This window comes from Sphingomonas sp. BAUL-RG-20F-R05-02, from assembly GCF_022662305.1.
In the GTDB taxonomy this organism is placed as follows: Bacteria; Pseudomonadota; Alphaproteobacteria; order Sphingomonadales; family Sphingomonadaceae; genus Sphingomonas.
The window spans coordinates 1-26,742 of sequence record NZ_JAKNQH010000025.1; the positions used below are offsets into that span (position 1 = coordinate 1).

General features: G+C 60.6%; 33 protein-coding genes and 1 pseudogene. 22 read left to right on the top strand and 12 right to left on the bottom strand.

Going from position 1 to position 26,742, the window contains the following annotated elements; all coding sequences use genetic code 11:
• The first annotated feature begins 234 nt into the window (after positions 1-234).
• From L8F97_RS20755 to L8F97_RS20765, 3 genes are all read left to right on the top strand, one after another.
• Positions 235-798: a recombinase family protein gene (locus L8F97_RS20755; RefSeq protein WP_242154410.1), complete on the top strand. Its 564-nt coding sequence runs from the start codon at positions 235-237 to the stop codon at positions 796-798.
• A gap of 778 nt (positions 799-1,576) precedes the next feature.
• Positions 1,577-2,419, top strand: a complete 843-nt coding sequence (locus L8F97_RS20760; RefSeq protein ID WP_242154412.1) for an Abi family protein — start codon at positions 1,577-1,579, stop codon at positions 2,417-2,419.
• Between the two features lie 85 nt (positions 2,420-2,504).
• Positions 2,505-5,969 carry a class I SAM-dependent DNA methyltransferase gene (locus L8F97_RS20765; RefSeq protein WP_277925115.1) on the top strand — a complete coding sequence of 1,155 codons (3,465 nt, stop codon included), beginning with the start codon at positions 2,505-2,507 and terminating at the stop codon, positions 5,967-5,969.
• Positions 5,970-6,046: 77 nt separating this feature from the next.
• Here the strand turns inward: L8F97_RS20765 and L8F97_RS20770 are convergent.
• The 8 genes and pseudogenes from L8F97_RS20770 to traA all read right to left on the bottom strand — a co-directional run.
• A pseudogene (locus L8F97_RS20770) lies at positions 6,047-6,336 on the bottom strand (SDR family oxidoreductase); the annotation flags it as partial.
• A gap of 37 nt (positions 6,337-6,373) precedes the next feature.
• A complete protein-coding gene (locus tag L8F97_RS20775) occupies positions 6,374-6,988 on the bottom strand; it encodes a hypothetical protein (protein WP_242154415.1) in 615 nt (204 codons plus the stop codon).
• A gap of 78 nt (positions 6,989-7,066) precedes the next feature.
• Positions 7,067-7,372, bottom strand: a complete 306-nt coding sequence (locus tag L8F97_RS20780; RefSeq protein ID WP_242154417.1) for a hypothetical protein — start codon at positions 7,370-7,372, stop codon at positions 7,067-7,069.
• 366 nt (positions 7,373-7,738) lie between these two features.
• Positions 7,739-8,359, bottom strand: coding sequence for a hypothetical protein (locus L8F97_RS20785; RefSeq protein WP_242154419.1), 621 nt, complete (start codon positions 8,357-8,359; stop codon positions 7,739-7,741).
• Between the two features lie 259 nt (positions 8,360-8,618).
• Entirely contained in the window at positions 8,619-8,801 is a 183-nt protein-coding gene (locus L8F97_RS20790; protein WP_242154421.1) for a hypothetical protein, read from the bottom strand.
• Between the two features lie 19 nt (positions 8,802-8,820).
• Positions 8,821-9,228 carry a hypothetical protein gene (locus L8F97_RS20795; protein WP_242154423.1) on the bottom strand — a complete coding sequence of 136 codons (408 nt, stop codon included), beginning with the start codon at positions 9,226-9,228 and terminating at the stop codon, positions 8,821-8,823.
• Between the two features lie 238 nt (positions 9,229-9,466).
• Positions 9,467-10,165: a DUF6118 family protein gene (locus tag L8F97_RS20800; protein WP_242154425.1), complete on the bottom strand. Its 699-nt coding sequence runs from the start codon at positions 10,163-10,165 to the stop codon at positions 9,467-9,469.
• Positions 10,166-10,174: 9 nt separating this feature from the next.
• On the bottom strand, positions 10,175-13,228 hold the full coding sequence (gene traA / locus L8F97_RS20805; protein WP_242154427.1) for a Ti-type conjugative transfer relaxase TraA: 3,054 nt from the start codon (positions 13,226-13,228) through the stop codon (positions 10,175-10,177).
• A 168-nt stretch (positions 13,229-13,396) separates the two neighbouring features.
• Between traA and L8F97_RS20810 the strand changes: the two genes are divergently transcribed.
• From L8F97_RS20810 to L8F97_RS20865, 12 genes are all read left to right on the top strand, one after another.
• Entirely contained in the window at positions 13,397-13,720 is a 324-nt protein-coding gene (locus L8F97_RS20810; RefSeq protein WP_242154429.1) for a conjugal transfer protein TraD, read from the top strand.
• A 19-nt stretch (positions 13,721-13,739) separates the two neighbouring features.
• Positions 13,740-13,967 carry a conjugal transfer protein TraD gene (locus L8F97_RS20815; protein WP_242154431.1) on the top strand — a complete coding sequence of 76 codons (228 nt, stop codon included), beginning with the start codon at positions 13,740-13,742 and terminating at the stop codon, positions 13,965-13,967.
• A gap of 188 nt (positions 13,968-14,155) precedes the next feature.
• On the top strand, positions 14,156-14,929 hold the full coding sequence (locus tag L8F97_RS20820; RefSeq protein ID WP_242154433.1) for a hypothetical protein: 774 nt from the start codon (positions 14,156-14,158) through the stop codon (positions 14,927-14,929).
• Between the two features lie 20 nt (positions 14,930-14,949).
• A complete protein-coding gene (locus L8F97_RS20825) occupies positions 14,950-15,207 on the top strand; it encodes an antitoxin VbhA family protein (RefSeq protein WP_242154435.1) in 258 nt (85 codons plus the stop codon).
• Positions 15,204-15,635, top strand: a complete 432-nt coding sequence (locus L8F97_RS20830; protein ID WP_242154436.1) for a hypothetical protein — start codon at positions 15,204-15,206, stop codon at positions 15,633-15,635. The genes L8F97_RS20825 and L8F97_RS20830 overlap by 4 nt, the downstream gene beginning before the upstream one ends.
• Positions 15,632-15,832 (top strand): hypothetical protein, encoded by a 201-nt coding sequence (locus L8F97_RS20835; RefSeq protein ID WP_242154439.1) that lies wholly within the window; start codon positions 15,632-15,634, stop codon positions 15,830-15,832. Before L8F97_RS20830 ends, L8F97_RS20835 begins: the two co-directional genes overlap by 4 nt.
• 28 nt (positions 15,833-15,860) lie before the next feature.
• Positions 15,861-16,007, top strand: coding sequence for a hypothetical protein (locus L8F97_RS20840; protein ID WP_242154441.1), 147 nt, complete (start codon positions 15,861-15,863; stop codon positions 16,005-16,007).
• A complete protein-coding gene (locus tag L8F97_RS20845; RefSeq protein WP_242154443.1) occupies positions 16,007-16,153 on the top strand; it encodes a hypothetical protein in 147 nt (48 codons plus the stop codon). Before L8F97_RS20840 ends, L8F97_RS20845 begins: the two co-directional genes overlap by 1 nt.
• Positions 16,150-16,404 (top strand): hypothetical protein, encoded by a 255-nt coding sequence (locus L8F97_RS20850; protein ID WP_242154445.1) that lies wholly within the window; start codon positions 16,150-16,152, stop codon positions 16,402-16,404. The genes L8F97_RS20845 and L8F97_RS20850 overlap by 4 nt, the downstream gene beginning before the upstream one ends.
• The gene (locus L8F97_RS20855) at positions 16,401-16,679 is read left to right on the top strand and encodes a hypothetical protein (RefSeq protein ID WP_242154447.1); all 279 of its coding nucleotides are present in this window, start codon (positions 16,401-16,403) and stop codon (positions 16,677-16,679) included. Before L8F97_RS20850 ends, L8F97_RS20855 begins: the two co-directional genes overlap by 4 nt.
• Positions 16,676-18,331 carry a type IV secretory system conjugative DNA transfer family protein gene (locus L8F97_RS20860; RefSeq protein ID WP_277925116.1) on the top strand — a complete coding sequence of 552 codons (1,656 nt, stop codon included), beginning with the start codon at positions 16,676-16,678 and terminating at the stop codon, positions 18,329-18,331. The genes L8F97_RS20855 and L8F97_RS20860 overlap by 4 nt, the downstream gene beginning before the upstream one ends.
• 499 nt (positions 18,332-18,830) lie before the next feature.
• Complete coding sequence (locus tag L8F97_RS20865; protein ID WP_242154449.1) at positions 18,831-19,679, top strand: replication initiation protein; 849 nt, start codon at positions 18,831-18,833, stop codon at positions 19,677-19,679.
• Between the two features lie 35 nt (positions 19,680-19,714).
• On the opposite strand, the gene L8F97_RS20870 is transcribed toward L8F97_RS20865, so the two are convergent.
• Both L8F97_RS20870 and L8F97_RS20875 read right to left on the bottom strand, forming a co-directional pair.
• Positions 19,715-20,017 carry a hypothetical protein gene (locus L8F97_RS20870; protein WP_242154451.1) on the bottom strand — a complete coding sequence of 101 codons (303 nt, stop codon included), beginning with the start codon at positions 20,015-20,017 and terminating at the stop codon, positions 19,715-19,717.
• 84 nt (positions 20,018-20,101) lie between these two features.
• Positions 20,102-20,824, bottom strand: a complete 723-nt coding sequence (locus L8F97_RS20875; RefSeq protein WP_313932076.1) for an AAA family ATPase — start codon at positions 20,822-20,824, stop codon at positions 20,102-20,104.
• On the opposite strand from L8F97_RS20875, the gene L8F97_RS20880 reads away from it, so the two are divergent.
• Positions 20,815-21,060, top strand: coding sequence for a hypothetical protein (locus L8F97_RS20880; protein WP_242154455.1), 246 nt, complete (start codon positions 20,815-20,817; stop codon positions 21,058-21,060). The two genes, L8F97_RS20875 and L8F97_RS20880, sit on opposite strands and share 10 nt — an antisense overlap.
• A gap of 4 nt (positions 21,061-21,064) precedes the next feature.
• Here the strand turns inward: L8F97_RS20880 and L8F97_RS20885 are convergent, their stop codons facing one another.
• Together L8F97_RS20885 and L8F97_RS20890 are read right to left on the bottom strand one after the other, a co-directional pair.
• Entirely contained in the window at positions 21,065-22,981 is a 1,917-nt protein-coding gene (locus L8F97_RS20885) for a potassium transporter Kup (RefSeq protein WP_242154456.1), read from the bottom strand.
• A gap of 165 nt (positions 22,982-23,146) precedes the next feature.
• Complete coding sequence (locus tag L8F97_RS20890) at positions 23,147-23,377, bottom strand: hypothetical protein (protein WP_242154458.1); 231 nt, start codon at positions 23,375-23,377, stop codon at positions 23,147-23,149.
• 119 nt (positions 23,378-23,496) lie between these two features.
• Between L8F97_RS20890 and L8F97_RS20895 the strand changes: the two genes are divergently transcribed.
• From L8F97_RS20895 to L8F97_RS22915, 6 genes are all read left to right on the top strand, one after another.
• Positions 23,497-23,916, top strand: a complete 420-nt coding sequence (locus L8F97_RS20895; protein WP_313932077.1) for a host attachment family protein — start codon at positions 23,497-23,499, stop codon at positions 23,914-23,916.
• Positions 23,917-24,380: 464 nt separating this feature from the next.
• Positions 24,381-24,884, top strand: coding sequence for a ferritin-like domain-containing protein (locus tag L8F97_RS20900; protein ID WP_242154460.1), 504 nt, complete (start codon positions 24,381-24,383; stop codon positions 24,882-24,884).
• A gap of 94 nt (positions 24,885-24,978) precedes the next feature.
• Positions 24,979-25,161, top strand: a complete 183-nt coding sequence (locus L8F97_RS20905; RefSeq protein ID WP_242154462.1) for a CsbD family protein — start codon at positions 24,979-24,981, stop codon at positions 25,159-25,161.
• 52 nt (positions 25,162-25,213) lie between these two features.
• On the top strand, positions 25,214-25,573 hold the full coding sequence (locus L8F97_RS20910; protein WP_242154464.1) for a hypothetical protein: 360 nt from the start codon (positions 25,214-25,216) through the stop codon (positions 25,571-25,573).
• Positions 25,574-25,820: 247 nt separating this feature from the next.
• The gene (locus tag L8F97_RS20915) at positions 25,821-26,216 is read left to right on the top strand and encodes a YsnF/AvaK domain-containing protein (protein WP_242154466.1); all 396 of its coding nucleotides are present in this window, start codon (positions 25,821-25,823) and stop codon (positions 26,214-26,216) included.
• Between the two features lie 2 nt (positions 26,217-26,218).
• Positions 26,219-26,742: OmpA family protein (locus L8F97_RS22915; protein ID WP_242154468.1), on the top strand; the 524-nt coding region annotated here is incomplete at its 3' end.

The following is a 26,742-nucleotide window of genomic DNA, read 5'->3' on the forward strand; positions in this document are numbered from 1 at the left end:
TCTTCGCAGAAAAAGAGGCATCGCTCATTCGCAAGGAGTGAAGCGCGCAGGTCGCCAAGCTGGGCCGCATAGCAGTTATAGGATGGTTGATTATTTTTAGAGCCTGGCAAGGTTCGGACCCGTACTGCAGATGTCCTAATTTTCGCGACAGCGCTGCCATGCACTTGCTTACTAGCTAGCTGATGTCGCAAAAATCTGTTGCATAACATTTGCTTTTCGATACAGTTACGCGACATGCTAATTGGCTACGCCCGTGTATCCACCGATGATCAGGATCTCCGATTGCAACGCGCCGCGTTGAAGGAGGCTGGATGCAAGCGGACGTTTGAGGAGAAGATCTCCGGCGCGAAGCGTGACCGGCCCCAGCTGGCCAGGATGATCGAGCAGCTGCGCGACGATGACACAGTGGTGGTAACGCGGCTCGACCGGTTGGCACGCTCCACCCGCGACCTGCTCGATATTGCCGAGAAGCTGAAAGAAGCCGGCGCAGGCCTGCGCTCTTTAGCCGAGCCTTGGGCAGATACGACCTCGCCTGCGGGTCGCATGGTGCTGACCGTGTTTGCCGGCATCGCCGAATTCGAGCGCGAGCTGATCCACCAGCGCACCAGCAGCGGGCGAGTGGCGGCCAAGGCGAGAGGAGTCCGTTTCGGGCGCCCGCCCAAGCTCACCGCTGATCAGATCGCACTCGGCGAGCGGTTGGTGAGCGAGGGCACGTCGGTGCGCGAAGCCGCCAAGCTGCTCAAGTGCCATCATGCCACGCTTTACCGGGCGCTGAGCGCCGCGGCATTGACCTTATGATTCCGACCGCTCCGCAAATTGATATGTTGGAAGGGGAGGCCTGATGCCGATCCGTCCCGAGCATATATATCTGTACCCAATTGATTGGCCGCAGCTGTCACATCACGTTCGCTTTGTCCGGGCGAAAGGATGCTGCGAACATTGCGGTCGCCCTGATGGCCAGAGAGTTTTCCACATGGGTGATGGCCGTTGGTGGGATGGAAACCGCGCATATTGGCGCAGTGGCAAGGGACGTCGCGTCAGGCGGCCGACAGACAACCTTTTAGCTGAAGGCAGGTGGACTTTGGTTAGGTTAGCCTGCGCCCACCTCAATCACGACCCCAGCGACAGCGCACTTCAGCAGCTGGCAGCGCTCTGCCAACGCTGCCACATGATCAACGACGGCCCCGAGCATCGCCGTCGACGTTGGATGAATGCGCATTATCGGCGTGCGCTCGGTGACTTGTTCTACGGGCCTTATCCTCAGTGGGGCGCCGATTGGATTACGCCAACGCCGATCAGCATGCTCGACGACAGCAGATCTCTCTACGCGTGGATCCGGTAACGACTGCCAGATTGTAGCTGCCGCAGAGCCGCTCCAAAAACGGCCAGTCGTTATTGCTTTGTTGGGTTTTCGCTCATATCTCGGGGGCAATCGAACCCGCCAGGCCTCTACCCGCAAGGGCATGCACACTTGGCGGGTCTTTTTTTACCCTGCTAAGCAGGATGGGTGTTACGCCCTTTTACAAAACCCGCGACGACAATCGCGCAACAGATTCAACATCTCCAAGCCGAAGGCATGGCAATCCCCGACATGGCGCGGGCTGAGCACTGGTTACGCCATGTCAGCTATTACCGCCTCAGCGCCTACTGGCTGCCCTTCGAACATCCCAAGAGCAATCCTGGCCCCCGTTTCCTACCGGGCACCAGCTTCGATACCGTCACCGCCCTGTACGATTTTGACCGTCGCCTTCGGCTGCTAGTGCTCGATGCGATTGAGCGGATCGAGGTCGCTGTGCGGGGAAGCTGGGCCTACGAGCTAGCGCAGCGGTTTGGACCCCATGGCTACCTGGATGCAGCGCTCTATCAACATTCTGGTAGGTACCATGACAACCTGACCCGCTTGACCAATGACGTGGCAAGCTCGCCTGAGACGTACATCGACCATTACCGCCAGACCTACAGCACGCCGGCAATGCCGCCGGTATGGATGGTGGCGGAGATGATGTCATTCGGGCAGCTCTCCCGCTGGTATGCGCTGCTCGACGATCGAGCGCTGCGCAACGCCATAGCTAAGCCTCTTGGTCTTCACGAGGCGGTGCTGGTGCCGCTTCTCAAGCATCTCTCCACAATCCGAAACAGCTGCGCACATCATGCCCGGCTCTGGAACCGTGGTTTTCTACTGCGCATGCGGGTGCCCTTCAAGCCGGCCTCCCTCGTCAGCACGCTTGAACCGCCCGCAGCCCATGCTCCAGCTCGGCTCTACAACGCCTTGGTCCTCATCGTTTACCTGTTGCGGCAGGTCGCTCCGGCATCGGTCTGGCGGGATGAGCTAACGGCGTTGCTCGCTCAGCATCCGACCGGCGATCTGAGCGCAATGGGATTTCCGCAGGATTGGGACACCAGACCTTTGTGGCTTTAAGCTTCTGCCTACGTGCCATTGGCCGGCGAGAGCTTGTTGTCGAGAAGCCTTGCTCACTTAATCGACAGCGCCTTAGGATGTTTGGATGGGGGAAAATATCGACGTTGATCACTTTATCGCGCAATGGCGCGACACGGGCGGTTCGGAACTCGCAAACACGCAGAGCTTCATCAACGGCCTGTGCCAGCTGATCGGGGTTGAACCGCCCCATGGTAGCCGCACCGACGATACTCACAATGATTATGTGTTCGAACGCCGTGTGTTCCAGGACAACGGCGACGGGACCGTCAGCTTCGGCCGGATAGACTGCTACAAGCGAAGCGCGTTCATCCTCGAAGCGAAGCAGGGCAGCGAGGCCGATCGTGCCGCAGCCGAGCGTGGCGAGGATGATCTCGACCTGTTCGGCCAGACAGCCTCTGCCCGCCTGAAGCGGGGCACGGCGCGACGCGGCACGCCCGGTTGGGCGAAGGCGATGGTGCAGGCAAAGGGCCAAGCCGAACGCTACGCCAAGGCGCTGCCAGCGGATCATGGATGGCCACCGTTCCTGCTCGTCGCGGACATCGGCTACTGCATCGAGGTCTATGCAGACTTCACCGGTACAGGGAAGTCTTACGCCCAATTTCCCGACCGATCACGCTACCGGATCATGCTTGACGACCTGCACCATCCCGAGGTTCGCGAGCGGCTGGCGGCAATCTGGGACGCGCCCACCAGCCTTGATCCCGCTGCTCGTTCGTCGAAGGTTACCCGCGAGATTGCTGACCTGCTCGCCACCGTCGCTCGCCGGCTGGAGAAACGCGGTCACGCTGCGGAACGTACCAGCGGCTTCCTGATGCGCCTGCTTTTCACGATGTTTGCCGAAGACAGCGGGCTGATCCCAGAGAAGAGCTTCACCAACCTCCTCAAGGCCCAGCGAGCGGCACCGCAGCACCTAGAGCACCAGCTCACCGCCTTGTGGGCGGCGATGGATCGCGGTGAGTTCTCGCCCGCACTCGGCGTGCCGCTGAAGCGGTTCAACGGCTATCTATTCAAGGATCGCTCCGCCATCCCGCTCGATGCTGAGGAGCTGGAGGTGCTGATCCAGGCGGCCGAGCATCGCTGGACGGAGGTCGAGCCGGCTATCTTCGGCACACTGCTAGAGCGCGCGCTTAACCCGAAGGAGCGCGCCAAACTGGGCGCTCACTACACGCCGCGTGCCTATGTCGAACGGTTGGTAGGGCCGACGATCATCGAGCCGCTCCGCGCCGACTGGGCGGGCGTGCGCGTCGCCGCATCCGAGCTGATCGACCAGGGCAAGGCCGAGGAGGCGCGCCGCACCGTGGAGGCCTTCCACACCCGGCTCGCGCAGACCCGCGTGCTCGATCCCGCCTGCGGCACGGGCAACTTCCTCTACGTCGCCATGGCGCGAATGAAGGAGTTGGAGGGCGAGGTACTCGACCTCCTCGTCGACCTTGGCGACGACCAGTACCTAGCCGAGCTGACCGGCCACACGATCACGCCGGAGAACTTCCTGGGGATCGAGATCAACCCGCGCGCCGCGGCCATCGCACAGCTCGTGCTGTGGATCGGCTACCTTCAATGGCACTTCCGCGTGAATGGCACCGGCCGCCCGCCGCCCGAGCCGATCCTGCGCGACATCCGCACCATCGAGAACCGCGACGCACTGATCGAATGGGACGAGCGAGTGCGTGAGCGCGACGCTTCCGGCACGCCCATCACCCGCTGGGATGGGGAAACGGCCAAGCAGCACCCAGTCACCGGGAAGCCGGTGCCGGACGAAACGGCGCGAGTAGAGGTCTATCGCTATGTGAAACCGCGTGCGGCCAAGTGGCCGAAGGCCGACTTCATCGTCGGGAACCCGCCGTTTATCGGCAAGAAGCAGATTAAGCTTCAGTTAGGTGACGACTACGTCGCTGCGCTTCGCCTTACTTACCCGGATGTGCCGGATGGAACCGATCTTGTAATGTACTGGTGGGAAGCCGCCGCAAGGCTCGTCGCGGCGGGTGAAATCTTCCGCTTCGGACTAGTAACGACCAACAGCGTTACACAAGTCTTTAGTAGACGCGTCCTAGCTAAGTGGCTTGAGGCACGCCAGCCGGTTTCTGTTCTCTACGCCCTTCCGGACGCGCCTTGGGTCGATCTTAAAGATGGAGCGGCAGTTCGGGTGGCGATGACCGTTGTAACGAGCGGAAGCCATGTCGGGCGCCTAGAGGCTATCGCCACGAACTCAAGTTCTGCGGAAAGCGCAGAAACGGCGACGGTCCGTTTTGGCATTATTGGCGCAGACTTGTCGGTCGGCGCGTCGGTACCGAGTGCACGACCGCTCCAAGCTAACGAATCGCTTTGTGCCGTAGGATTTCAGCTTAACGGTACCGGGTTTGCCATTGCGCCGGAGACGGCTCTAGCTTTGGGTAAAGATCAACAGACTGGTAATCGCCGCATTTTCCCCTTACGGAACGGAAGCGATATCAATGGCCGATCCCGCAATCTATATTGCATTGATTTGCACGGCTTAACAGAGATTCAGGCTCGAACAAGCCATCCACTGATGTATCAGTGGGTTCTAAACCACGTGAAGCCGGAAAGGGACCAGAACAAGGAGGAAAGTCGTCGCCTCAACTGGTGGCTCTACGGGCGATCGAATGAGGCGTTGCGAAACGCTATCCGGAACATTGACCGTATGATCATCAGTTCAGTGACCTCAAAGCACCGTTTCTTTGTTTTTGCGCACAATGAGACACACATCGATAGCACGGCGTTCGCGGTAGCCGTCGAGGACGCATTCTACCTCGGGGTGATGTCGAGCACGATCTACCTGTCCTGGGTTTTGGCTGCGGGCGGCACGCTTGAGGATCGGCCACGCTTCAACAAAGGCAGCTGCTTCGATCCCTTCCCGTTTCCCGCCGACGTTCCCCAACTCTTGCACGACCGTATCCACACCGAAGCCGAAGCGCTCGATGCCCTCCGCAAGCGGGTGCTCGCCGAGCATGCAGACCTGACCCTCACCAAACTCTACAACGTCCTCGAAGCGCTGCGCGAAGGTCGCGCGCTGACTCCGCAGGAGCGCGACATTCACGATCGTGGGCTCGTTACGCTGATCCGCCAGCACCACGACGCGATCAATGAGGGGGTGGCGGATGCCTATGGCTGGGGCGACGAGCACCGCGCCGGCACGCTGGACCAGGAGACGATCCTTACCCGCCTCGTCGCGCTCAACAAGGAGCGGGTGGCGGAGGAGGCCCACGGGCTAGTGCGCTATCTGCGCCCTGAGTTTCAGGACCCCGGCTATCGCGCGCCGGTCGCGACCACACTCGACCTCGGCGAGGCGGCGGTGGCTCCCGTCAGCAAAGTCATTCCCTGGCCGGCGACGCTGCCCGAGCAGGTCGGCGCGGTGCAGTCGATCCTCGCCGCCGCTCCCGCGCCGCTTGGCGCGAGCGACATAGCCCGCAGCTTCAAGGGCAGGCGCGCCGCCACAGTCCGTCCGGTGCTCGATGCACTTGCTGGTCTCGGAATGGCCCGCCGCCTCGCTGACGGACGGTATGCCGCGTAGCACTAGGCGAGCCGGCGTCATAACCGTCCGGTTTTGACCAGATGCGGGCGAGTTATCTTGGCTCGCCCGCTACCACCTTATCCCGGCGAAGCTGCCGATGCGAGAAGCAACCCGCCATCGATGGTCAGCTCGGTCCCGGTTATATAGGTCGCGTCGTCCAATGCGAGCATTAAGGCCAGAGCCGCCACCTCATCGGGCATGCCGAACCGCTTCAACGACGTGTCGGCCACTAGCACCGCCATTCGCTCGTCCCGATGAGGTCCGGTCCCCAGCATTGGCTCCCAGATTGGGGTCAGGATTGCGGCCGGCGAAGGGAGTTGCACCGGATACGCCAGCCCTACTGAGCGCAGTATAGCGCAACCGACTTGATATCATGAGTTTATCTGACTTGGGAGAGTTAGGCCTCAACCTATGGACAGGAGATCGGCCTCGTAAGTTTCCCAGTTACGCCATTCGAGTGCCTTTATAGTTTCGAATGCGAGGTTCGTGGTCGCATACCCGCCAAACACAGAGTCGGCAGCGGCTAACGATCCAAAGCAGGTGACAATGGCCGGACGCGGATTTCCTTCCTCCCAGTGGAGGCTCTGATTACGCCCCTCCCAAATTATAGTCTTAAGGTCGACGCTCATGACTGTTCGTCCCGGCGGGATCGTAGCTGGCTTTCCATGGATTTGAGAAAGCCCTTGCTTGGCGATCTGTAGCAAGGCGCCGGACATGGCAGCTCGGGACTGACGGCGGGCGTCCCGAACTTCCTCTAGGCCGCTCACATCTTCGGCTGCATGATAGCGCTCTTTGTCGACACCGAAATAGGTTTCCCAGTGGAGGAACGTACCGATCCCATCGTCATCAAGGTCATTCCGAACCATGAAATCGACCCGGTCGTAGTCTCGATTGGCCGCAGCAGTTAGCTTATCAAGCTGATCTGTCGCATGCTCAACTGCGTCATGCTCTGCCCAAATCAGGGCTATAAGAGACGATGCCGCGTGCTGTACCTCGGCTAGGTAGGTTGGCATGTCCAACGTGTGTTCTCCAGCTAAATGATAGCAGTTTACCGTTTCCGTTCTGGTCGCTCACCTGCCGCATAATGCGGGGCCCATTCAGATAGGCCGCCCCATCATGTCGTCGAACGGAATTTGGCTCTGAAGGGATGGCGCCGGTACCGAGGGCGGTGTTGGCGAAAACTCCAGGCGAGTTCCATCGGTAAAGCCGGCGGCGAAACTCCGACCGGTAACGGTCTGTATTATGCCGCCGATCTGGGAAAGATTAGTGCGGTCGATGTTGATCGCGTCACCAGCTGCATAGGGCGGGCGCGGATATCCTGGAAAATGCATCGCCTCCATGACATAGAAACGCCCTCCCTGCTGATGATCGGCCGTCATCGTAACAGCTACCCATCGATTCATTGATCAATCTCCGTGCTGGTAGAAGTCGCAAAAGGGGGGCGCGCCAAGCGAGCAAACGTGATCAGGGCAGCCAGCGCAATACGAGGTCTTCTAGCCGTACATAAGCCATGTGTGCCAGAGCGGCGCCACGCAGGGAAGCGGGGAGCCTAACGCTGCTCATGCTCGTGGCAGAACCAACCGAGACTGTTGAAAAACTCGACAAGCAGGCAGTGCGACGACCTAGCGCGTAATATGATTACTTGAAGGTAGCCACTTTTGCACAAGCGGTTGCGACGGTAGGCACGATACAAGAAGAATATTGCTTTGACCGACGCCCCTTCCAAGCCGAAGCGACTTTTCCAACAGCCTCGAGCGGTTGTGACACTATTAGGGGTGAGGATTAGCGCGCAGACCATTGAAGAGTGGCCCGTTAATCGACCGAATACCCGACGTTCGTATCAAGCGGACACCGTCTTTGGTGAGAATCCAGGTCGTGTCTTTAGTCTGCACGATCAGGACGCCAGCAATCGCCCCCTGATCAAGATGGTAGGTCCACGTCTCCCCCCGGCGAACATTCTCAATGCGGTCCTCGGCCGCCCGCCGCCCCGCGATCGATCCGCTGGCGAGCACAATCGCGATCGCGATCGCAAGACCGCCGGCTAGGATCATCATAATAGCCGTCCGATCCAACACCGGCTCGTTTTTGCCTCGGCGACGCTCAACCCAGCGGATGAAAAACCACGTACTGACCGCCAAGACGAAGAGAGACATGCTTGCGATCGCCCACGCAGCAAACGTGGTCATAATCGCACCCAGCCCTTCGACACCAACGGCAACACTGGAGCTGTCGAGGCCAGACGGATCGATGCTGAACCGCTTGAGATACGCCTGTCGGTAAGTCCATCCAGCATATTGGAGCACCGCCAGTGCAATCGCGACCAGCAAGGCGGAATCGATTACGCGGAGGTAGACATTCGTGAGACCGGAGGGGGTAGGCTTCTCGTCCATGACTATTTCTCACCTGAAGCGGTTCATTGACGGCTGATAGTCCTGGCTATGAGGCTCTGTTTATAGCGCCGCACCTCCTACCCCAGTCTCATTCCACGGTTCTGCGCAGACCTATCGCTTGCCACGCTGTTCGACCGTTCGCGAAGACGCGATAGCTGCCTGCCACTCACCGGTGCTACCCAAGAAAATGGCCGGCAAGGCTGACCTGATAAGTTGGGGAGAAGTTGCCCGCCCAGCTTCGCTCTACCGATCAGCCCGCTTATTCAAGCTTCATTGTGCGTTGCAGCAAAGGTTTCAGGCGGGAGTTCGTGCTATCAAGGATGAATAGGCAGCACGCCCTTGCCGCGCAATGCAGCGCCCTGCACATGGGCAAGGTCGAACCCGCCGCAATCGCCCGCTCGGCGTCAGCCCGTTCCCGGTGCAATTTTGCTTCGTCTGCCATCAGATCCTCCTGTACTGCGTCATCGGCGGTGTTTCTCCAACAAAGGGTACAGCACGCGCTTTTCCAGCGCGATCCGGGTTTCCATCATCGGAAGGATGGTTGCCGCGTCGCGTCGGAAACCCTGCCAGTCGCGCACGATAGCCGCAGTGTTCCATTTGCCGACATGCGCGGACGATCGCGCCCGGTCGTCAGCTCCATCAAAGCGTAACTGACGCACTCGAGCAGCCGCAGTGTCGGCCAGCGTATCGAGCAGCGCAGGATAGACCGCCTCTGTTAAATACCTAGTGCGGGCGGTGCTCGCCTTACCCAGCCCCAACCGCGTCCGTGTCACTGCGTCGCGATCGATCTCGTCGCTCGCGATCAGTTCGCGCATCGTCGCCATCAGTGCCAGCAGTCCGCTATGCCGCTGCTCCAAGGTCGTAAGCACCTCTCCCCCCTATCACTCACCGAATTCAAGTGCTCTGCCAAGCTGCCGCTCACATCGGGCGCAGTCTGTGCGGTATTTCGACATCCCGCCTGGCCTCCGCCAGCGCCGCGGCACAGGCTGTCCTGGCCGCATAGAGGGTCCGCTGGGGTTAGCCGCTCGCTCAGCTCGGCACATTGCGATGCAGTTTCCTTTCCAGCCCCACGAAAAGATCGCACCAGTCAACCGTTTGATCAAACGCTTAATTGCCGGCCTTGATCGTGCAGCGCACCGTCCTGGATTTCACCTTGGCAGCAGCGGCACGGCATTTATCGATCATCTCGCGATTGTCCTTCGCCAGATTGGCGGCACTGACGATCGCGTCCCAACTCGCCGGCGAGGCACGTCGCATCAGATGTTTGCCGGCCTCCCAGGGAGTACGCTCGTCAACGATGCGCGCCGCCATACGCTCGGGCCACAACCAGCCTGACGGCGCGAGCCGCGCGATCGGCCCAGCCATCATCGCGTAGAGCAACACGCCCAGCACCAAACCGCCCAGCCCGGTCCACAGCAGCAAGCGGTTCTGCTCATCGCGGCGCCGGGCCGCCCCCAGCCGGTCGGACAGGCTGCCCGCGACGTTGCGCAGCATCGTGTCCGTCGCTCCGATCTGGTGACGCAGCTCGCGCGCGACATCGGTGACTGCGGCATTTAGACGCTGTCCCATCTCTTCGGGCGTGAGCATCATCGCCGGGCTCTTGCCCATCGCGTCGATCCGCCGGGTAAGCTCGGTCAGAAGCCGCTCGGTCCGCGCAAGCGTCGGTTCGTAATCGGGGATGTCGATCGCGTCGCGTGCGGCGGTAAGCCCCGTAATCGCGGCCCGCAGCAACGACACCTCGCGGGTAAGCTCTGCGAACGCCCGCACCGCGCCGTCCTCGCCCATGTCGTCACGCCCGTCGTCCATACGTACTCCCTATCGATCCATCCCCAGATCACGGTCACGGTTCAGGTCACGCGACAGCTCACGACCGATGTCCGGGTCCTGATGCTCGCTGATCGCGAGCCCCAACTCGCGTGACCGGCTGCGCAGCAGTGCTTCCACCTGAGGATCGCGTTCAAGGCCGTTCGCTATGTCCGCCATCTGCTGCCTCACTTTGTCGCGGCCCTCTGCATAGCCAGCACGGGCAAAGTCTGCGTGCTGGCCCCGAAGCTCCTGCCAGCAAACCACGAACCGCTCGGCGCGCAGATGCGGATCGGTCCGCACGCGGGCTTCCTCAGCCATCGCCACGATCATCGGACCGCTGCGCCCTGCAGCGGCTTCGCGCAGCAGGGCGGGGTTTCGCATCCTCGCTTCATGCATGTCATCGGAGGCATGGGGACGGATCTGGTCCAGTGCATCGATCGCCCGGCTAAGCGCCACCTTCTGATGCTCGAGTACGACCCCGCTCGAGGCTTTGGTCTGCAATGCCGCGTCCGCTGCGCGTGAGGTCCGCTCGACCGCACGCACAAACGCAAGGTCCTGACTGGGTTCGTACGCCTTTGTCGGTGCCGCCCTCGCTGGCGTCGCATCGAGCTTCAACCCGTCGAACATGCCCCGCCTGGACGCTGGCACCCGCTCACCCTCGCTAAGCTGCGCTGCCGGCACCGGGCGTGCGGGTGCGGGCGGACTCGTGCTTTCGGGTACAGTGTCGCGAAGTCCGACATCCGACATCCTCGGCCGGAAGCCGGCAAACATGCTTCTCGCCCTTGTCTCGACCGTCCGCACGATTTCGTGCACCCGCTCAGGCAGCCGGATCTCGCGTCTGTCCGCGAAAGCACGAACCTCGGCGTCCGGCTCGACCGCATAGTCGGCCGCCATGTCCTTCGCCCGGTCGCGCGACAGCATGCGGGCAAGCTTGCCCTCGTCGGCGAAATCGTCGCGGCCATAGTGGAGCTTCACCCCGTCCCGGTGCCGCGACAGCGCTACATAGGCGGCGTGCCGGTCCATGCCCGGCGTCGCCAGCACGTCCACTTGGTCGACCGTCACGCCCTGGCTTTTGTGAATAGTGGCGGCGTAGCCGTGATCGACCGCGGCATAGTCCTTCACATCGAACGCCACCTGCCGCCCGTCATCGAGCCGCACGCCCATCCGGTCGGCGGATACCTGCTCGACCGTGCCCAGCGTGCCGTTCTTCACGCCCATCCCGCGCTCGTTGCGCAGGAACATGATCCGATCGCCGGATGCGAACTGCCGTGTCCCCCGATCCGCCTGCACACCCACATCGTGCTCGAGGTCGCCCGACGCCCGCAGCCGCTCGCGCGCCTCTTCGTTCAGGGACTTCACCTCGACATTGGTGTGCGTGAGGATGATACGGCTCTTGTCGGGCTCGGCCTGCCGTTGCCGATCCCAGCCCTCCACCAGCCCCGCCCGCGCCTGCTCGCGTGTGCCGGCGCTGCGCACCATGTTATGGTCGCGGTACGCCTGGATCGCGTCCGGCGTGCGGCCCGTGGCGAGCCACCGTGTCGCGTCGCGCTGCCAGTCCGTCCGCTGCCGGCGTATCTCGGTGATCTCGGCAGCACCATGGCGCTCGGATACCGCACGAAAGGCCGCCCCGGCCTCGATCGCCTGCAACTGCTCGGGGTCGCCGACCAGCACCACTTTGGCGCCGGCCTGATCGGCCGCCGACAGCAGCCGCTCCATCTGCCGCGTGCCGATCATGCCAGCCTCGTCCACCACCAGCACGTCCTTCGGCCCGAGCTGGTCGCGGTCCTTGCCCCACGCATATTCAAGGCTTGCGATCGTCCGGGATTGAATACCGGAGCCGGCCTCAAGGTTCTCGGCCGCAATGCCGGACAAGGCCGCACCGCGCACCGTGTAGCCGGCGCTCTCCCACGCCTCGCGCGCGACCCCCAGCATCGCCGACTTGCCGGTGCCGGCATAGCCGATGACGCCGGCGAGCCCGTCGCGCTCGGTGATCCGCCCCAGCGCGTCCCGCTGCTCCCCGGACAGGGTAAGCCCTCGCCCCTCGGCCGCGTCCAGCGCTTGATGGACATGGGAGGCTGCCGTGAAGTGATGGCGCCCCTCGGCAAGCCGATCACCTGACCGCTCCAGCCGCGCCTCGGTCGCGATCATCTCGCGGCTCGTGAACCGCTCGTCACCACGCCCGTCCTTGCCCAGCGCGACCAGTTCCGGCGCTGCCTTCGCCGCCGCCATCACCCGGTCATACTGATCCTTGCCGTCCGAATGCCGGAAAGCGAACACGGCCAGATCGCGGGTGGTGAAGGTCGCCTGCGTCCGCGTGATCGCGTCCAGCGCCACGCTGGGATCGGCGATGATCTTCTCGCCATTCTCACGCGCGATGCGAGCGTGATCCTCGATCCGCTCGGCTTCCAGCCCCTGCTCCGGTCGGCGCGATGCGGCAGGCCCGATCTTGTTCTGCGGCTCAAGCGCAATGCCCTGCTCGGCATAGGAGCGGTGATCGACCCGCGCATCGATTCCAAGCTCCGCCAGCCGCTCGTTGACGTGAGCGCCCCAAGCCTCCCGCCAATGCTGCAACAGCTCACCACGGTTCCAGTCGCGCTCCTTCTTGCCGAAGCCGCCCGGCCCAACCTCGCGCATCGCCAGCATGACATGCGCGTGCGGCTTCGGACTGCCGTCCTCCGCGCGGTCCCAATGCACGTTGAGGTCGGCGACCATCCCGCGATCGACGAACTGCGCCCGCACGAAGTCGCGGGCGAGCCGGACACCATCCTCGCGGTTCATCTCGCGCGGGATCGAGAACTCGATCTCGCGGGCGAGCTGCGCGTCCTTGCGCTTCTCGCCTGCCTCCACCTCGTTCCATAACGTCGTGCGGTCGGTCAGACGCTCCGGCGCCCCCTCCGGCAACATCACCTCCGAGTGGATCACGTCTGCCTTCTTCGAGAAATCATGATGCCGGTCCAGCCGCTGATCGAACAGCACCGACCCGGAGCGATAGGCAGCGGACGCAACGGCGCTCGCGCCGCTCTTGCGGCTGATGACCTTGGCGGAGAAGTGATAGATAGCCACTCTGTTCTCACTTCTACTCTTCTTAGCGCACGTCGGCAACGACGTATAAGCGCGCACTACACAATCCGCTTTGCTACTTGCTTGTGACTGCCCGCGCTTCTGCTAAGGTGTGTCCTGACCTACTCGTCCTGCACGCCGATACGAGTTCAACGCGGAGGATCATGTTCTATGGCGAAGATCAGGGACTATAACGCGGAATTGAAAGCGCTGGAAGAACGTGCCCGCACACTTAAAGCTCGCCGTATTGAACAACTCGGCAGCCTCGTCGCCTCCACCGGTGGCGACACGCTTGATCTGGAAATTCTTGCTGGCGTATTACTGGAAGCGGTTGCCTCGAAGGATAACGAAGCGAAGGAGGCATGGCGGGCGAAGGGCGCTGCCTTCTTTCAACGACGCCGGCGCAAAGGTGCTGAAACCGCTCGTGGTGACAGCTCGGATGGAACGACGGACCGTCATAGCAATCCGTCGTCTGTCGGCACTTCGTCAGAGTAACGACAAGCGGGATTGGGTAATGCAACGTCGCGAACGAACCCGTCGCCTGATCGAGCTCGGTGGTCTCGTTCAAAAAGCCGGGCTGGTCGATCTCGCTGACGACGATCGCGCGACCATCTACGGTGCGCTGCTGGAGCTGGTCGGCAGGGCGCGGAACGAAGATGCTGGTGATACGGTCGCGCTCTGGAAACGTCGGGGAAGGCGCGCGTTCGATGCCGAAGAAGAACCGAGGGAGACGGGCGGATGATAACGGTCATAGCAGCGCTCGCGGCTGTAGCGGCAGCGCCTTCCTGCCCTGCCCCGTCCGGCGAGCCGGTCACGATCACGTCCACGGTTATACCACTCGAAGCGATCGGCGGCACGTATCGCACTGGCAATGGGTGGCGGCCGCCTGGTGATGCCCGCATTGGCCTGGTCCGCTACGAATGGGGCCTGTTGCTGCGGTCGAATGACCCGCGCTTCACCGACTTCGATTTTGCCCCAGGTTCGATCCATTCCCGCGCGTCGGGCTGCTGGTTTGAGTGGGAAAACCGCTGGGGAAAGCATGGCGTCGAGGCGATCGTCACCCCGCATATCGGAAAGAGCGGGTACAATGCCGGCTACACGCCCGAGCAGCCGAAGAATCTTCCCACCATACCTGGTTACCGTTTCATCATGGCTGACAAGGCCTACAGCGCCGACAATGCCTGGATCGGCCTGTGGAATGCCGCTGACGGTACAGGACGGTCACAGGTAATCGCCTTCACCGATCAACGACACACGTCGCTCGTGACGCTCCCCTTCCGCCTCGGCGGGCTCGCGACGCTGCCCTCTCCCGACACCCCGGCGCTGGGAATGACGATTGTCGGCGAAGGCAAGGGACGCGGACCGGTTCCGTATTTTGAGCTGCTGGCCCCGACCGGCGTGCGGGTGACATTGCCGCCCGTCGATCGCACCGCGCTCGCGAGCGAGATCGAGCGGACGGTGGTGATGCCCGTGGGCGCGCATCCCATCGGGGCATATACCAAGGACTATGCGTTAACTGGCGTCGGCACGGTCGTCGGCCGATACGATCTTCCACCTACCCGACGCCCCGCCGCCCCGGGCCGATGGTTCGATGATCCCGCCGACATCCCGAAAATATTCGATGGCGGCTGTTCGGTAGTCAACGTCGAGTACGATCTGACGGCCCGCAAGGTCCTGTCTGTCTCGTGCAACGGTTTCGCCTGAGGAAAGAGGAAACAGCACTGATGCCTGACATATCCGACGAAGAGCGCGCCGAACGCCAGCGAGCCGTCGATTTCGCCCGTGGCAGCGTCCAGCTTTCCGGAGGCGGACTGGCCCCCGAGGTCGAGGCTTTGAACGCCCGCTACGTCGCCGGCGAGTTGTCGGGCGAAGAGCATGTCGCGGCCGTGATCGCGCACGCCCGGACGTTCCACAAGGGTGAGCCGGTGCAGGAATATTTTACCAGCGCCGGGGACGCCATGAAAGCGACCCCCGACCGGTGACCGAACCGTCCGGACCCGGCCATGTCGTCGCCTTCTGGCCGGTCTGGACGCGCACGCTCGATGCGATGGTCCGAAGCCTGGCGCGAGCGCGCTCACGCTGCCGGCGGTGCGGCACGCTGCTCCACGTCGACCTGGATACGCTCCGGGGCAAGCTGGGCGGCTCTGCCGGCCTGATCGATCGCACGGACCCCTGTACGGTCGTGGGGTGCACGGGCACGGTCTACTACCTCGGCGCGCCCGCCACGGGCGCTGCCTACCATGTGCTGATCGACGACCCCGCCCTGCTCGTTGGCGTGGTCGATCCGGTCGCCACGCCGTTCCGGTCGCGCTGGCACGGCATGATAACGATCGGCACCACGCCCTCCCCTGCCCCGGCCGGGATCGTGCCCTGGCCCGGTGCCGATCGCCGACGAGGAGATCTGGCGTGATCGAGGTACGATCCGGTTCCGGACGCCATTGCGAGGTCGGGCGGACGGTCGTCTATTCTCGCGGCAACCTGTTCGCCTCGCTGAACGAGCTGGAACACACCCTCGCAACGCTGCGCCGCCGCACGCTGATCGTCGGCTCGTCGGCCGTCGCCATCACCACGGTCCGGCTCGTCATGATCCTGGCCGCCCGCCCATGACCGGATGCGACACACGGGAGATGACCCCATGATGATGAACGCCAAGGCTTACGGGTCCTGGATGAAGACCGGCATGGATATGTGGCTCCTCGGCGCGGAGGCAGCATCGGTGATGGCGCTGCGCACTGCCCGTATCGCCGCCGAGGCCGCGCCGGGGCGGCAGAGGCCGAGCTGATGGTGACGGAGAAGGTCCGCGCCGCGATCGAGCTACAGACCCGCCTGATGACCGGCGCGCTCGGCATGACCCCGCTCGGCGCCACCCAGGGCGCACTGAAGCATTATCGGCGCAAGGTCGCCGCCAACAGGCGGCGGCTGCAATGACGATCGGTAGCAATGGCGCGGCCATCACGATCAGGGACGGTATTCCGGTCTGGTGCTTCATGGGCCGCGACGTATGCGCACTCACCGACGATGAAGCCGGCCACCTCCTGCCCGTCGAACTCGGCCCGTGGACCTTCCACAAACGTCTGACGATGGACGGGTCGCGCCCGGACGAAGCGGAAGCGATCCGCCTCATCCGCGATCATGGCTTCTGCTGTTTCGATCCCTTGCTCATTACCGCGGAGTCATGATGCTCGCCACGACTGATCCTGGACCGCGCACCTGGCAGCTCCTGACGGTCGGACCCGGCACTGCCCGGATCACACCTGAGCTGCACGACCGGCTCGTGCGCCTGCTCAATCTCCTGCCGCAAACCCGGCTCATCGAGATCGACACCGACGCCGGGGCCGTCAGCGTGTCGCGTGACTGGCCCAACGACCGCATGGAAGCGGTTGAAGCCATCGAGGCGGACATCGCCGCCCTGCCCGGCATCGTCAGCATCACCCTGTTTCAGGCCGCCTCATGATCGCATGGTTCCGCCAGCTTCGCCGCGCATCGGGCAACCCTGCCCGAATCGCCCGTCAGAACCCGGTCTGGGCGGTCCAGAAGCTCGTCTTCGCTCCCTTCCGGTTCGCCAGGGACCTGTTCGGCGTCCTGGTCCTCATGGTGGCTGTGGCGATCGTCCTGATCCTCGCCACGGACGCACTGATCTGGTACTTCCGCCCCGGTGACACGATCATCGCGCTGATCCAGGTGGTGATTGGGCTGGCGGTCCTGCTCATTCCGCTGCGTGCGCTCTTCCAGCCGCTCATCCTGCACTACGGAAACGCTGACGCCGATGACACCCACGGCTCGGCCCGCTTCGCCACTGACGCGGAGGCCCGCGATCTGACCGGTGACATGGGACTGCTGATCGGCCGCGACCGCAAGTCGGGCAAGCTGTTGCGCTATCCCGGCCCCGCCCACCTCCTGACGATCGCGTCGACGCGCAGCGGCAAGGGCGTCGGCACGATCATCCCCAATCTGCTCGAATACCCCTTCGCCACCGTCTGCATCAATCCCAAGGGCGAGAACGCCCGGATCGCCGCCCGCCAGCGTGGTCGCTTTGGGCCAGTCCATATTCTCGATCCGTTCGGGATCACCGGCGTTATCAGCGCCGCTGCCTATAACCCACTCGATCGCATTGACCCGACCGGCCTCGATGTCGCCGACGATTGCATGACGCTCGCCGACGCACTGGTCCACGACGCTCATAACGAACAGACCGAGGCACATTGGAACGAGGAGGCCAAGGCGTTGATCGCTGGCCTGCTGATGCACATCGTAGCGAGCGAACCAGCCGCCACCCGCACGCTGGCGACACTGCGCGATCACCTGACGCTGGCGCCGGCTGCGTTCACCGCCCTGCTAGACCGCATGCAGCAGGCCGGCGGCCTGATCGCGCGTGCCGCCAACCGCCAGCTTGGCAAGTCTGATCGCGAAGCTGCAGGCGTGCTGTCATCGGCGCAGCGCCATACCCACTTCCTCGATAGCCCCCGTATGACCGAGACGCTCAGGCACTCGGACTTCCGTTTCGCCGACCTCAAGGAGCGCCCGGTGAGTATCTTCCTGGTGCTGCCGCCCGACCGGCTCGATACCTATGCCCGCTGGCTGCGCCTGATGATCGCGCAGGCGCTGACCGAGTTGGTACGGGCGCCGGGCCGCCCGCCTTGGCCGGTATTGTTCCTGCTCGATGAGTTCGCGGCGCTGGGTCACCTCGAGCCCGTCGAGCGGGCGATGGGGCTGATGGCAGGTTACGGGATCCAGCTCTGGCCGATCGTGCAGGACATGCACCAGCTTCAGGCACTCTACGGCAAGCGTGCCGGCACATTTCTGTCCAACGCAGGCGTACTGCAGGTGTTCGGCGTCAACGACCAGGAGAGCGCCCAGCTCGTTTCCGATTTGCTTGGGCAGGAGACGGTGGTGTTCGAGACGATGAGCCGGGCGCTCGACGGGCAGGGCAGCGGGATTACCTTCGGCCAGCAGCATGTCGGTCGCCCGCTGCTCACACCCGATGAGGTCCGCACACTCTCGCCCGACCGTCAGCTCCTGTTCCTTGCCGGGCAGCGGCCGGTGATCGCGAACAAGCTCCGGTACTATGCCGATCGGGAGTTCGCCGGGCGGTTCGATACCGCTTGATCCCAAGCGTCCCAAAAAAGCCAATTCGTGGTTTGAGGCGTTGGCGTTTTATTTCGTGTTCTCTTTCTGTGTTTAATAAGAATGTACTGACCGCCAGATCGGGCATCTTTGCTTCAGAGTTTCTAACCCTTAGTTTCAGTAGATTCCCCTCTAATAAGTTACTGATAAATAAGGGCGCATAGTTCGATAGCGTGACAAATAGGGGACTTAACGTGACGAAACGGGGGCTTTAGTCGTGACGTATCGGGGGCGATATCGTGACAAACCGGGGGGAGTATCGTGACGGATGGGACCACAGTGGTCTATCCAGTTAATAGTCAGGAAAAATGGTCTTTCTTTTCTTTTTAGATCAACATCTTAGAGGATATCAACGCTAGCGCGTACGCCACCGGACCTTCCTTTAGATCGTGACAAATTGGGGCCACCTTTTTGACTACTCCGACAATCCATCGTGACGTGACAGATTGACCATTGTCACGTCACGATACAGAATGGTCGGATGGGACGTACCATCAAACAACGCCATTCATCCGAGGGGATAGTAAAGCCTGGCGAATTGATCGACATCCGCCAAAGCGCTGCTCTCACTCTCCATGATCGCCGGGTTCTTAATTTGCTCATCGAGCGTGCGGGCAGCAATATCGCGTCGGACCAGCAACATCGGATTCCAATGGCGCGCTTACGTGGCCCTAGCCATCGCGGCGGCGAGCGCGTCCGCGATAGCATCGAGAATTTGATGAAAACGCTAATCCTGATCCCAACACGGGATAGCAATGGCAACAAAGCGACAACGAGAGTTCAACTTCTGGCAAGTACGACAACAACAGATGATGAGGATAATCCAAACGGAGAAGTTGCCTATTCATTCCACAGAGAAGTGCGAGATATTATATCACGATCGGACTACTGGGGTAGAATCAAAGCTTCGGTGATGTTCGCGTTTTCATCAAAATATGCGTTAGCTCTTTATGAGGCGATTTGCCTCCGCATAAACTTGAAGCATGATAACCAATTTTTTAAACCTGATGATTTTCGTGAAGTTCTCGGTGTTGATCGCGAACTTTTAACCCGTTTTCCAGATTTTAAAAGACGAGTGCTTGATCCTGCACTAACGGAAGTGAATGCGCTCTCCGACTGCAATGTTGAGGTTGAGATAATCCGTGAAGGTGGTCCTCGAAGCACTGTGACGGGCTATAGACTCCGTTGGTCCGGTAAAAGTTCGGAAGAGTGGCAGGCTGCAATGGACGAGGTGCTGCGTCCTAAAATTGGCCGAAAAGCGCGAATTGAAGGCAGAGTCGAAATTGTCAGCTTTATGGACACCGGGCCTCAATTAATCGCGTCTCGGTAAGCCGTTGTGGCTTCTTAATGCCTTATTGCTGGCAATCAGGCATTATTGTTTGCTAAGAAGTTTGCAAGCGCTTCACGCATCAGGCTTTCGATCGATCTATCTGTGTCTGCGGATAGGCGCTTAACGCGCCGATGTTCCTCCGGCGCAACAACAACAGTCAATCGTTTCATGCCTTCCCGTGTTTTCGCTCGATAGCCGCTCGCCGTCGTGTCGCCGCTCAAACTGGATCCAGCCAAGATCTTGTCCGGTAAAGCATCCCGGTCGATTGGCGTTGTGGCAGAAGCCGGATCCTTCGCTGCCGCCTTCATGCTTTCTGCAAGGCTCGGTCGCTTAGCCATAATTTTCCCCTATTTGTTCATACTTCAGCATCGCTGTCATGCTGGCAAATCAGCACGCCTAATTGCTGGCATAAAGTTTTGCTGCTAAATTTGCAAAATCGCTCTAAGCCATTGAAGCATGTGATCGACCTCTTCCGCTGCCTTGCCATTCGGCTCATACTCTGGAGCCGTTTGCCCCGCCGTCAAAGCGTGACCAAAGGCCGCCCGCTGTTGAAGTCCGACAGGAGCAACCTCCAACCCATGCTGTGCAACGGCGGCCTGTGCGTCTGCGAGGAGCTGAGTAGCCCGTGGGGGGACAGCGTTCAGTAGAACGAAAGCCCGCTTCTTGGCACTCGCAACGAGTTCTGCGGTTGTGGAAATCGCCCGAAGATCAAGGATCCCGGCTCGGCAAGGTATTAGTACTAAGTCGGCAGCTTTGATTGCCGCTATCGCAACGCTGTCTGAATGGGGTGCTGTGTCGATGACGACCAGCTTAGCTCCCCCCGCACTGGCCGCGGTGAGGCCGTGGCTAAGTCGAGAATACGGGAGTGCCACAACTACTGGTGCCTCGCCTTGCCGACTGTCCCCCCACCCGGCAGCACTAGCTTGGGGATCGAGGTCGATGATGACCGAGGGAAGACCGCTAGCTTCTGCAGCCGTTGCGATATGGAGCGCGAGAGTCGTTTTCCCAGCTCCGCCCTTCTGACTAACAATGGCGATTGTTCTCATATTGCTGGCATACCGGCAAGCCGGCATAACAGCAATACAGTAAGATTTAGAACTGGCAACGCAGCATAGTATTTTGCCATTATGCTGGCATGCTGGCATGCTGGCAATTTAAAGTGCCTTTGTGCGGTCCATTGATAGGCTCGAATTACGTTGGCTTCGCCGCCCTCTTTCAAATTGACGTCGGACAAGATCACGGCAAGGACACATTGCCTTTCGATGCCGCCGCCATCCTAACTGTGCTGGCAGCTGTCCTCGGTTTCATCAACATCCGCTTCCTCCACCTACCGCAGATGATTGGCCAGAGATCAGATTACGGAAAACGCGCGGAGACCTGAGGGGCTAGATTTCCACTTGGCTGCCCAGCTCGATGACGCGGCTGGTCGGCAATTTCAGGAACTCCATCGGCGTTTCCGCGCTTCTTACCATCAAGGCAAATAGACGCTCCCGCCAAAGTGCCATGCCAGGCAGCTTCGTGGGTATTATCGTTTGTCGACCAAGGAAGAAACTGACATCGTCCAGTTCCAAGCCAATGCCACAAAACTCGGCACGGTGCAGGCTTCTTGGTACGTCCATTTGCTGCATGAACCCGTAGCGGAAGATAATGCGACTGAAGCTTGCGCCGAGATCAGCAATTTCAGCGTGCACAGCGTCTTCAACGAACGGCACACGCTCAAACAGGACAGTTACAATGATGTTGCGGTCGTGCAGTACTTTATTATGCTTGATATTGTGGCGAAGCGCATGGGGAACGCCATCCGCGGCAGCACTGAGAAAGACGGCGGTGCCAGGCACTCGCCCGACGGAGGTGGCGGCCGACTGGATAAAAGCCTGGATATCGTCTGTAGTACGCATCCGCTCAGCAACGATCCTGCGGCCCGTGCCCCAAGTTGTCAGCAACGTGAACGCGATCCCACCGATCAGAAGAGGAAACCAGCCGCCGTCTGGTACCTTCGTGAGGTTGGCCGCGAAATAGGCGCCGTCAACGAGAAAAAAGAGGGCCAGCAGGCCGCCGGCGACAAACCGGTTCCAGCGCCACAGACGGAACAGAACCACCGCAAGCAGGCAAGTATCAATGAACATGGCACCGGTGACGGCGATACCGTACGCAGACGCCAGGTTGCTTGAGGTGCGGAACATTAATACAAGCAGGATGACCATTACCATCAGCAACCAGTTGATGACAGGAATGTAGATCTGACCAACAGCCGCGGCAGAGGTATGGACTGTTTTCAGCCGGGGAATGAAGCCAAGTTGCATGGCCTGCTGGGTTACCGAGAAGGCCCCGGAGATGACCGCCTGCGATGCGATGATGGTAGCAAACGTTGCAAGGATCACGAGCGGCAGCCGGAACCAGTCCGGCGCCAACATGAAGAAGGGGCTCGCGATCGCTGTCGGCTGCGCGATCAGCAATGCACCTTGCCCTAAATAGTTTAGCATGAGCGCCGGCAAGACGAGGTAGATCCAACCGACCGCGATCGGCTTTCGCCCAAAATGGCCCATGTCGGCATAGAGTGCTTCGGCACCGGTGACAGCCAACACTACCGATCCCAGTGCAAGAAACGCGTGCAGAAAATCTGCCCGAAAAAAGTTAAACGCGTGATACGGATTGAGCGCGAGCAATACGGACGGATCGTGTGAAATGCTGATCCCGCCTAACACCGCGAGCGTCAGAAAATAAACGCTCACCACCGGACCAAAGAGCGTGCCTACCGCCGACGTGCCAAAGCGCTGAATCCAAAACAATCCGATCAGGATTGTAACAGCGATGGGAATAACGAGCGGTTGAAGGCTCGCATGTACGACGGCGAGCCCCTCCACTGCCGACAGCACCGAGATCGCCGGTGTGATCATGCTGTCGCCGTAGAACAGCGCGCAGGCGAACACTCCCAACAGCACGAGTCCGGCCGTAAAACGCGAGCCCCGCAGCTTCCGGGTGATAAGTGCGAGGAGGGCAAGGCTACCGCCTTCGCCCCGGTTGTCTGCCCGCATGAGGATCGCCACGTATTTGAGCGTGACGACAATCATCATCGACCAAAAGATAAGCGAGAGCACGCCGAAGATATGGGGGCGATCGACCACGAGGGTGTGATGCCCCGCAAACGTCTCGCGAAAAGCGTAAAGCGGTGACGTGCCGATATCGCCGAACACGATGCCAATCGCGCCGAGGGTTAGCTTGAGCAGCCCCCCTTCAGGGTGATGGACGGCATCCGCCGGTTTGATCTCGTGCCCAAGAGTTGGTTCGGTCGATCGGTCCATCACGGTATCTTTACGTTCGAGGGCGTTCTTACGTATCGTCACTTCAGACGTAACGCACCCGTTCAACCGCTAGAATGGTCCCGGTGTCGGATACAGATCAGATGATTGGATTAGGATAACAGCCGGCTGAGTAATTGTTCCAGAGATTTTCTGAGAACAGGCGCGCTAATCGGCGATGCGCTCCATATAGATCATCTCAATCTCACCGGCACGAAGCTCATGCTGATCCGCCGTGACGATCTTGGCGGTTTTTAGCCGGCAGTCCGCGAACTCCATCGCCGTCAGCACGACCTCTTGAACCGTGCCCTGCTGCACGGCTTGGCCGTTCAGTTGCTCATCTAGCGGGTCGCTCGCTTCAAATAGTGTGGCCGGGGCGGCAAGGTCTACAATGTTCATGGGATCTCTCAAACAGCGGCGGCGACGGTACCATTTATGATGTTATGGGTTAACTTCAATGCTTTTCTGAAAAAATAGAATAACGAAATAAAGATTATCCTTTCGAAACCGTAACGTTTATTTGGGGATCAGAACGAGTAACTTGTAAAAAGGCGGTTGTCGCTGTTGTAAATGGCGAAGACCTTAAGCTATTTAAGAATACGGGCATTGGAAACACGCCCAAGCTCACTGCACTGCCGGTGGGGGATGTTTCGATCGACAACAAGGGCTCCGGTGGGCGCCATGCCAGCAGCTCGGCCAATCCTGCCGATCACCAGCAGGACGAAGATGCGTTTGCAGCTGGTGTCGCCGACATGCTCAACAAGAAAGCGATGTCGGGCGGGTTGGACCACCTTATGGTTATTGCGGCACCGCGTACGCTCGGCGAGATACGCAAGCACTACCACAAGGCGCTCGAAGCCAAGCTGGCGGGGGAGATCGCCAAGGACCTGACCGGCCACTCAGTCGCCGACATCGAGAAGGCGATCGGGGCGGCCTGATCTTGCGAGAGCAGCGGTTCGTCCTAGCAACGATCGGGACCGCTGCGAACTTCCATGCTTGCTTCACCTGAACGACTGATCAAGGTTCTGATGAGGAGATTATCGATATTGAAGACCACCTCCCGCTACAGTGCTAATGTGCGGCAGCTATCGCCGGTTTTGCTCCGGCTGAAGCACGCATGTGCCGCAACAGCCATGGCAAGCACTTCCGCTACCACAAGGTCGTGGCGCCCAGCATCAACCTGAAGGCCAAGCATCCGGTGAAGGTCCAGCGCTGCCGTGGTTAGGTGAGCAAATTCAATAACTGCTGAGATGGGACGGGCGGCATCTTCGGTCCAAACTCTCCACCCATCTCATCTCAATCTGCGCCAGCGTGCTTCATGCTGGCACGATTTAGCCTCCCGTGCGGGACCATTAAGTCGGCGTCGATCGTTCAGCGGACAATATGAAAGCAGGAGACACTGATGGCCGATATCGAAACGCTACAAGAGCTCTACGTCGACGAGCTGAAAGACCTTTGGTCGGCCAACGACCAGATGGCCAAAGCGCTCAAGAAGATCGTCAAGCAGGCGACCAACGAAAAGCTGAAAGACATGCTCCAGTCGTCGCAGGATGGCATCGCCAAACACACCGACGTGCTGAAGGCGCTTATTGAAGGCCAGGACGAAAAGCTCAAAAAAGAGCACTGCAAAGGCATGGAAGGCCTTGTCGCCGAGGCGCTCAAGCACACCGTCGAGGAAGCCCCCAAGTCGGGGCCCGTGCTCGATGCGGCGATCATCGCCCAGTACCAGCGCATGACTCACTACGGGATCACTGGCTTCGGCACGGTTGCGGCGTTCGCCAAGGCGCTCAAACTCGATGACGATGCCACCAAGCTTGAAGCTGCTGTGGAGGACATGCATCGGGGCGATGACCTGATGAGCGAGTTGGCCGAGTCTGCCGTCAACGTTGAGGCGGTCGAAGGTTGAGCTGCCGGCCGGGATGTAAGCCCGGCCCTCTCGCATTATCTTAAACCCTCAGGATCGGCACCGACGGGCGTGCCGACTGTAATGGAGATGTCTGATGGGTGAGTTCACCGACAAGCTTGATGCCGCTGGCAATAAGATCGCGGGCAACGTCAAGGAAGCCGCTGGCAAAGCGACCAACAACGACAAGCTGACCGCAGAGGGCCAAGCCCAGCAGGTCAAGGGCTCGGCTCAGGACGTCAAAGGTAGCGTCAAAGGCGCTCTGGGCGACGATATCTGAATATGAATGGGGCGGCTTATCGCCGCCCCATTTTCGATGGTTGGGAGGCAGCATGAACAGAACGTCCATTATTGCCGCTGTGGTGCTGATACTCGGGCTCGCTGGGTGCCACGGTCCTAACGAAAAAGCTGGTGCCGCTCAGGACGAGGCCGCAGCCAATGCCGCGGGCGTAGCCTACAACGGTACCGGACCAGCCGAAGCCGCAGGCAAAGCTGCAGATCACGCGAACCGTGCCGTGGCCAAAGCACGGAACGAACAAGCCGACGCGCTGAAGGATCAAGGTCGTGCCATTCGTTCGCAGGCCGATGCCGACGCAGATAAGCTCGAAGAGCAGGCGAAGGCGATCCGTGGTGCGGCCAAGGACAAAGCAAGCGCGCTTGATCAGCAGGCCAAAACGGTGCGCCAGCCTTAGCCCTTTGGGATTGCCATCGGAACGCTGCCGTTACGCATCGAGATAGCAGCACAATTGTTCCGGTAAATTATTGGTAGGTGCCCTCTAGCCTTAGTTTGACGGGAACCAACTGCTTGGCCATTGATTATTGGCTCGCTCGATAGGACGTGTCCATCGAGCGTCGCACGGGCGGCGTAAGGCCTCGAGCCAGTACTGCGAACCAGCCACGCCCGGTGGCCTCGCCGATATAATCGGCGGAGTTTTGCCAGTGGTACCCGATGATAATAGGCGGACCATTCCGCTCTATGAAGAACAGCTTGAAATTGACAAGGTTCAGACGGTTACTGACCGCGTGCAGGTATCGACGCATGTCGATGAGCACACCGTATTGCTCGAAGATACTGTTGAGCGCGGCAATTTGACGATCGAGCGGATCGCGGTTGATCGTGCCGTCACCGAGGCTCCCGAACCCCGTCAGGAAGGTGATACCCTGATCGTGTCATTGGTCGAGGAGCGCCTGGTCGTCGAAAAGCGCCTCTTCGTCATCGAGGAACTGCGCATAACGCGCACCAGCACTACCGAGCACGTCGCGATACCAGAGACGGTTCGCACCATGCGGGCAACGGTCGAGCATGCAAAACAATCACCAGCAACAGGGGAATAAACGTGGCCGATCCAAAAAACACTCGGGGTGCGCCTCCCCGCGAGGTCCATATCGAGAAGAAGAAGATCAACTGGCTCGCCTGGATCCTGCTTGCGCTCGGCATCCTGGCAGCGCTGCTCGCGCTTAGCCGCTGCGGCCGGCATGATGCTGTAGTGGTTGCTCCAACACCGACTGCGACACCCACCACCGCGACGCCTCCTGTAGCGGTCAAGCAAGTTGTACTGCCGGGCGGCAAAACCATCGACCTTCAGCCGCAAACACTGAACTATGACCTGCAGGCGTTCCTTGCCTCGGCAGCAGCAGCTCCGCGCACGTTCACCTTCAACAAGCTGAACTTTGATACAGCTTCTGCGACGATCCGCGCCGACGACCAGCCAACGCTGAGCGCACTGTCGCAGATTCTGGCGGCGTACCCCAAGGCGGTGGTCCGGCTGGTCGGTTATGCCGATGCACGCGGTAGCGACGCCGCCAACGCCAAGCTTGGTGCCGATCGTGCTGCCGCTGTCGCAAAGGCGCTTACTGCCAC